General features: G+C 44.8%; 7 protein-coding genes and 1 pseudogene. 4 read left to right on the forward strand and 4 right to left on the reverse strand.

The features are described 5' to 3' along the window. The 4 genes from B3O33_RS02005 to B3O33_RS02020 all read left to right on the forward strand — a co-directional run. Positions 1–929, forward strand: a 929-nt coding sequence (locus B3O33_RS02005; RefSeq protein ID WP_292362827.1) for a dihydrolipoyl dehydrogenase family protein, incomplete at its 5' end; no start/stop codon positions are given. 115 nt (positions 930–1,044) lie between these two features. Then, the gene (locus B3O33_RS02010) at positions 1,045–1,830 is read left to right on the forward strand and encodes a DNA adenine methylase (protein ID WP_292359275.1); all 786 of its coding nucleotides are present in this window, start codon (positions 1,045–1,047) and stop codon (positions 1,828–1,830) included. Between the two features lie 50 nt (positions 1,831–1,880). Further along, positions 1,881–3,092, forward strand: a complete 1,212-nt coding sequence (locus tag B3O33_RS02015) for an argininosuccinate synthase (RefSeq protein WP_292359276.1) — start codon at positions 1,881–1,883, stop codon at positions 3,090–3,092. Positions 3,093–3,117: 25 nt separating this feature from the next. Continuing rightward, positions 3,118–4,155 (forward strand): GGDEF domain-containing protein, encoded by a 1,038-nt coding sequence (locus B3O33_RS02020; RefSeq protein WP_292362828.1) that lies wholly within the window; start codon positions 3,118–3,120, stop codon positions 4,153–4,155. A gap of 5 nt (positions 4,156–4,160) precedes the next feature. On the opposite strand, the gene B3O33_RS02025 is transcribed toward B3O33_RS02020, so the two are convergent. From B3O33_RS02025 to B3O33_RS02040, 4 genes and pseudogenes are all read right to left on the reverse strand, one after another. Beyond that, the gene (locus tag B3O33_RS02025) at positions 4,161–4,763 is read right to left on the reverse strand and encodes a nitroreductase family protein (protein WP_292359279.1); all 603 of its coding nucleotides are present in this window, start codon (positions 4,761–4,763) and stop codon (positions 4,161–4,163) included. Between the two features lie 16 nt (positions 4,764–4,779). Further along, complete coding sequence (locus B3O33_RS02030; RefSeq protein ID WP_292359280.1) at positions 4,780–5,562, reverse strand: secretin N-terminal domain-containing protein; 783 nt, start codon at positions 5,560–5,562, stop codon at positions 4,780–4,782. Continuing rightward, a complete protein-coding gene (locus B3O33_RS02035; protein ID WP_292359282.1) occupies positions 5,559–6,065 on the reverse strand; it encodes a hypothetical protein in 507 nt (168 codons plus the stop codon). Before B3O33_RS02035 ends, B3O33_RS02030 begins: the two co-directional genes overlap by 4 nt. Further along, positions 6,066–6,494 (reverse strand): annotated as a pseudogene (locus B3O33_RS02040) (adenylosuccinate lyase); the annotation flags it as partial. It lies immediately after the preceding gene.

A 6,494-nucleotide genomic window follows, 5' to 3' on the forward strand; every position in this document is an offset into this window, starting at 1 on the left:
CATTGGAATTGGAAGATATTCCCAAAAAACTGCTGGTGATTGGTGGCGGTATTATCGGTCTGGAAATGGCAACGGTATACAACGCTCTGGGTTCTGAAATCAGTGTTGTCGAATTACAGGACAGTCTGATTCCCGGCGCGGATAAGGATCTGGTCAAACCGTTGCATAACCATATTCAGAAACAGTACAAAGCGATTTATCTGAAAACCAAAGTCAGCAAAATTGATGCGCTTAAATCCGGCTTGAAAGTCACGTTTGAAGGTGACAAAGCACCGGAACCGCAAACGTATGACAAAATTCTGGTGGCAGTAGGCCGTTCACCCAACGGTAAATTGATTAATGCAGAAGCTGCTGGTGTGAACGTCGATGATTATGGCTTTATTGAAGTCAATCAGCAGATGCAGACCAATGTGCCGCATATCTATGCAATTGGTGACATTGTCGGCCAACCTATGCTGGCGCATAAAGCGACGCATGAAGGCAAAGTGGCAGCAGAGCATATCGCCGGTAAAAAAGTGGCTTTTGATCCCATGACGATTCCTTCTGTGGCTTATACCGATCCGGAAGTTGCCTGGATGGGATTGAGTGAAGATGACGCTAAAAAGCAGGGCATCGAGTATGTTAAAGGTGCGTTTCCTTGGGCAGCCAGTGGCCGTAGCTTGAGCGTGGATCGTGATGAAGGACTCACCAAAGCCTTGTTTGACAAAGAAACTGGTCGTTTACTTGGTGCCGGTATTGTTGGACCAAATGCCGGTGAGTTAATCGCCGAGGCGGTATTGGCGCTTGAAATGGGCGCTGATGCAGAAGATATTGGCTTGAGCATTCATCCGCATCCTACTTTGTCAGAGACTTTTGCGTTTGCAGCGGAAATGGCAGAGGGCAATATTACCGATCTGATGCCGCCACGCAAAACATTGCATTCCAAGTAATATCAGACTATCCGTTCGGTGCCGATCAAGCTTCCGAACGGATAGATAATCTCAACTCAGCAATCAGTAATGAACTGCTTTTCATGCAGCGGAATCGATCGGTGACAATTCAGCTATGACCAGAGAAGCTTCTTTGCTTAAACCGCCATTGAAATGGGCTGGTGGTAAACGCTGGTTAATTCCCAGATTACGCGATTTGTGGAAACAGTTTCCTGATTATCGTCTGGTAGAACCGTTTTGTGGTGGCTTGTCTGTGGCGTTAGGGCTAAATCCTGATAAGGCATTACTGAATGATTTAAATCCGGCGCTGATCAATTTTTATCAACAATTGCAGCAAGGTTTGACAATCGATTTACCACTGGCAAATGATGAGCAGCTTTATTACCAGTACCGTAAACAGTTCAATGATATTGCAGCACATACCGATGCCGAACGTGCTCAGTTGTTTTATTATCTGAATCGCACTGGTTATAACGGTTTATGCCGTTTTAATAAAAGCGGCGGTTATAACGTACCTTTTGGACGTTATAAAACGATTAATTATGTCAGCGACTTTGCATCTTACCAATCGGTGCTGAATAAATGGGAGTTCAGCAATACGGATTTTGCTCAGATCGACATCAAGCCAAATGATTTCATTTATGCTGATCCACCTTACGATGTACCTTTTCGACAATATTCCCAGCAGGGTTTTGACTGGGATGATCAAGTTCGGTTAGCCGAATGGCTGGCCAATCACAATGGGCCTGTAGTGCTGTCCAATCAGGCTACAGATAACATTAAAAAACTCTACCGTGAACTTGGCTTTACATTGAAATTTCTTGATGCTCCGCGGACTATCAGCTGCAAAGGAGATAAACGTCAGGCGGCAAGAGAAGTGCTTGCTTTACGTGGATTTTGATACAATAACGCATTCTTTTTTACATTCTTCGATACAGGATTTCCCCACTTATGTCTGACATCAAAAAAGTCGTTCTAGCCTATTCAGGTGGTCTGGATACTTCCGTTATTCTTAAATGGCTGCAGGATAAATATCAATGTGAAGTGGTGACCTTTACAGCCGATCTTGGTCAAGGTGAAGAAGTCGAGCCGGCGCGCGCCAAGGCGCAATCTCTGGGCATCAAAGAAATTTATATTGAAGATTTGCGTGAAGAATTTGCCCGTGATTATGTGTTCCCGATGTTCCGTGCCAATGCCATATATGAGGGTGAATACCTGTTAGGTACTTCGATTGCCCGGCCGTTAATTGCTAAACGGCTGGTTGAAATTGCGGCACAAACGGGTGCCGAAGCGGTCTCGCACGGCGCCACAGGTAAAGGCAATGATCAGGTACGTTTTGAATTGGGTGCCTATGGCCTGAATCCAAACATTAAAGTCATCGCCCCTTGGCGTGAATGGGATTTGTTATCGCGTCAAAAACTGCTGGATTATGCCGAAAAGCATGGTATTCCAGTGGAAATGAAACAAGGTAAAAAATCACCTTACTCAATGGATGCCAACTTGCTGCATATCTCCTATGAAGGCGGCATTCTTGAGGATCCATGGGCTGAAGCGGAAGAAAGCATGTGGCGCTGGTCTGTTTCGCCTGAAAATGCACCGGATAAACCGACTTATCTGGAACTCAGCTATGAAAAAGGCGACATCGTTGCCATTAATGGTGAGCGTATGACGCCTGCACAAGTGATGACGTATCTGAATAAGGTTGCTGGTGAAAACGGTGTTGGACGATTAGATATTGTTGAAAATCGTTATGTCGGTATGAAATCCCGCGGTTGCTATGAAACCCCTGCCGGCACAGTCATGTTAAAAGCGCATCGTGCCATCGAATCACTGACGTTGGATCGTGAAGTTGCTCACTTGAAGGATGAATTGATGCCTCGTTATGCCAGTATGATTTATAACGGTTACTGGTGGGCTCCGGAACGTCTGATGATGCAGACAATGATAGATGCATCACAGACTAACGTGAACGGTGATGTCAGAATCAAATTGTATAAAGGGAATGTAATAGTAGTGGGTAGACAATCTGCTACAGACAGTCTGTTTGATGAATCAATTGCTACATTTGAAGATGATGCAGGTGCCTATGATCAGAAAGATGCAGAAGGGTTTATTAAACTGAATGCGCTACGATTGAAAATAGCAGGGAAGAAGAAAAAATAGGCATGCGGACTTTGCCGGAGTAATTATGAAATACAGCGAGCATGATGAGCGAACAGCAGAATGGATGCGATTAGCGCTCTCTAAAATGAAACAATTTGACATTGCTCCGACGCCGGCAAATTATGCGCTATGGTTTGAGTATGTTTCCGGTACCAATCTCGCTTTGACCGAAGCTGTAGATAACGAAATCGGCATGACAGGAAAACTGACTGCTCAACAAAGCCATTTGTTATACGAGCAGTTTTTTGATGACGATAAGGATCGTGCTGCGATGTTTGAAATGCGCCAGGAGCTGGCGCGTTTACTTAAACAGGTGTTGAATTACGTCTACACAGGTGTGACCACTACAGATCGTAGCAACAGTCATTTACAAAGCATGCTGAGTCGCCTGCAACCGGATTTAAACCGGCAGCAACTACATACACTTATCGAAGAAGTACTGATTGAAACCCGGTTGGCTGTTTCTTCAGGTGAATTACTCAATGAGCAGTTAAACGGTGCAATGACCGAAGTTGCTGCATTGAAGAAAGAATTAAGTGATTCCCGACGAGAAGCGATAACCGACAGTTTGACTGGTTTAGCCAATCGTAAGCACTTCGACGAGCTCATCAATAAAATGACTCTGGATGCGGATCAGAATGGCATGGATGTTTCTGTCATTTTTACTGACGTGGACATGTTCAGCGTTATTAACGAAAAACATGGTCAGTTGGTGGGTGATCAAGTGTTAAGAGTAATTGCTGAATTAATGAAGAAATCTTTGAAAGGGCGTGATTTGGTTGCGCGATATGGCGGTGAGGAATTTGCTGTTATTTTGCCAAATACCAGTATGCAAAATGCCCGTAACCTTGCTGAAACGATACGTCAGGATCTTGCCAGTAAACGTATTCAGCGAAAAGATACCCATGAACCACTGGGGATGATAACTATGTCATTCGGGGTGGCTCGTTATGTACGCGGCGAGGGCGTCGACAGCTTTCTGCAACGGGTCGATCGTGCGGTGTATCTGGCTAAACGAAGCGGGCGCAATAATGTGTGTGATGTGCCCCCGCCGGTTATCTGATCTGATTAAAAACTATCGGTAAAAAACACTTCCTCGAGCGGTAATTGTCCTGCTCGGGGGCGTGCATCTTCCAGTTTCTTGCCCACCGTAATCATCATCACAATAATGTGGTCGTGAGGCAGATTGATGATGCGGGCTACTTTATCAAAATCAAAACCATCCATCGGGCAAGTGTCATAACCCATACCCTTTGCCATTAACATGATATTCATTGCCGCGATGCTGGCTGAACGCACGCATTCATCACGTTGGCCCTGATGATGATTGGTGTAGTAATTCTCAATGGCAGGCAAAATGGCTTTCTGTGCGGCTTCAGGCGCATGCTGCCAATAGCGTTCAGGTTGTTTTTCCCATGCATTCAAATCGGCACATAGCACCAGTAACATAGAGGCGTCTACAACCTGCGCCTGTCCCCAGGCGGCTTCCAGAATCTGTTGGCGTTTTTCAGCGTCCTGTACATGGACAAACCGCCAGTGCTGAATATTAAACGCAGTGGGTGACAGGATGGCATGTTCCATCAATTCGTTTATTTCTGCTTCGGTCATTTGATGTGCCGGGTCATAATGTTTGACCGAGCGACGAGTTTGAATCGCTTCTTTTATATCCATTTTTTCGGAAAAGTACTCAGTTAAGTTCGATTTTAAGATACAGCCATTGTTGTTCATCTTGATGACTGCGATAGGTTTTTGCATTTTGTTGCTGACGTTGCTGTTCACCAATCTGGCCGATCAATATCCATTGATTGACCGGACCATTTACTGTGGTTAACAGACTGGTTGAGGTGATATCACCATTACGTTGCATTTCAGAGAACAACGGGAAAATATCGACCCGGGCTTGTTGATTGCCGAGAATATTGACTCTTGCCTGAAAGCCGTTATCCAGCTGAATATACTGAGTCGACTCCTGCACAGCGATTCCACCATGCGGATAAAAAATAAGTTGTTGCTGATTATCGGCAACAGCACGACCCATTTGAATATCGATAGGCTGTCCGGCAATACCACGCGCCTGATATTGCTGATCCCGTTCACGACTGTTTTTGGTTGACCAGCGATTTATCTCTAGCGATGAATTCTTAGGATTTTCTAAATCAATATTTAACTGATCATTGGAAAAACGTTCATCGTTAATTTGTTGCTGGGTTCGCAACACCGTGACAGTCAGACTTTGCACTCTGCTATCCAGCTGCTTGACCAGTTGTTCAATCTCATTAAAACTCTGTGACGAACTTTTTATAATCAACAGATTATCGTGCCCATTAATAGTGGTGTAATTATCTATCATGGGTTCAATCATCGGTAATATTTCTGCTGCAAGACGATGCTGCAGCTGAATCGTTCTGATCTGATCGGCAAAAGCCGGCAATGCCAGACAGATAAAACATATCGACCAGAACATTTTCATAAGTGTAATCGCCTTGTGGTCACATCGGCAGTGCTGTGATCCCAGTATTCCTCAAACTGTTGTTTGAGTTCACGTACCGTCAGGGGATCGTGCAAATTTGCCTGTCCCAGATAACGTTGATTATTAAGACAACGTAAATAGCTGGAATCATCCACCAGTATGACGATATTTTTGGGACGCTGGTGCTTCTCTGACAGGATATTCAGACTGATCGAACTGGTCAGCCTGGAAATAAGTGGCAACAGTCGATGAGAATTCGTCATACTGCTCTGCGTTTCATCCACTAAAAAGCGGATTCGGGTGCGTGCACTTTTAATACAAAGTTTTTTGATGACTTCGATTACAGCTGGCTGATCAAGTAATACTGCTTCCAGATTACTACCCAAAAAACAGATTTCCCGTTGAGCCGATTCCACCAATGTGAGGGCAGCAGCAGCTGCCTCATGTTTACCATCAAACACGATGATTTGATTGGAATGGTCATTAGTGGAATGCTCAGTCATTTAGCAGTTTTTCGCCTGTTCAATGGCATTACCGATGTAGCTCGCTGGTGACATGTCTTTCAATGCAAACTTCACAGCATCTGGTAACTCAAGTGTATCGATAAAATCATGCATTATTTGTTTATTAACTCGCTGTCCACGGGTTAATTCCTTGAGTTTTTCATAAGGATTCACAATGCCATATCGACGCATAACGGTTTGAATTGGTTCCGCCAGCAATTCCCAGTTAGCATCCAAATCCGCTGCCATCACTTCCGGGGCGGCTTCCAGTTTGCTGATACCTTTAAGTGCCGAGCTGTAAGCCAGCAAGGAGTGGGCAAAACCCACACCGATATTCCGTAAAACGGTTGAATCCGTCAGATCACGCTGCCAGCGTGAAACAGGCAGTTTCATGGCCATATGATCAAAGGTTGCATTGGCTATACCCAA

The organism is Methylophaga sp. UBA1464 (genome assembly GCF_002325665.1).
In the GTDB taxonomy this organism is placed as follows: domain Bacteria; phylum Pseudomonadota; class Gammaproteobacteria; order Nitrosococcales; family Methylophagaceae; genus Methylophaga.

Bases quoted from the DNA above. Each gene is read 5' to 3' on its own strand.
- B3O33_RS02010 (WP_292359275.1), top strand. From the start codon at position 1,045: ATGACCAGAGAAGCTTCTTTGCTTAAACCGCCATTGAAATGGGCTGGT.
- B3O33_RS02025 (WP_292359279.1), bottom strand. From the start codon at position 4,763: ATGGATATAAAAGAAGCGATTCAAACTCGTCGCTCGGTCAAACATTAT.
- B3O33_RS02035 (WP_292359282.1), bottom strand. From the start codon at position 6,065: ATGACTGAGCATTCCACTAATGACCATTCCAATCAAATCATCGTGTTT.
- B3O33_RS02015 (WP_292359276.1), top strand. From the start codon at position 1,881: ATGTCTGACATCAAAAAAGTCGTTCTAGCCTATTCAGGTGGTCTGGAT.
- B3O33_RS02020 (WP_292362828.1), top strand. From the start codon at position 3,118: ATGAAATACAGCGAGCATGATGAGCGAACAGCAGAATGGATGCGATTA.
- B3O33_RS02030 (WP_292359280.1), bottom strand. From the start codon at position 5,562: ATGAAAATGTTCTGGTCGATATGTTTTATCTGTCTGGCATTGCCGGCT.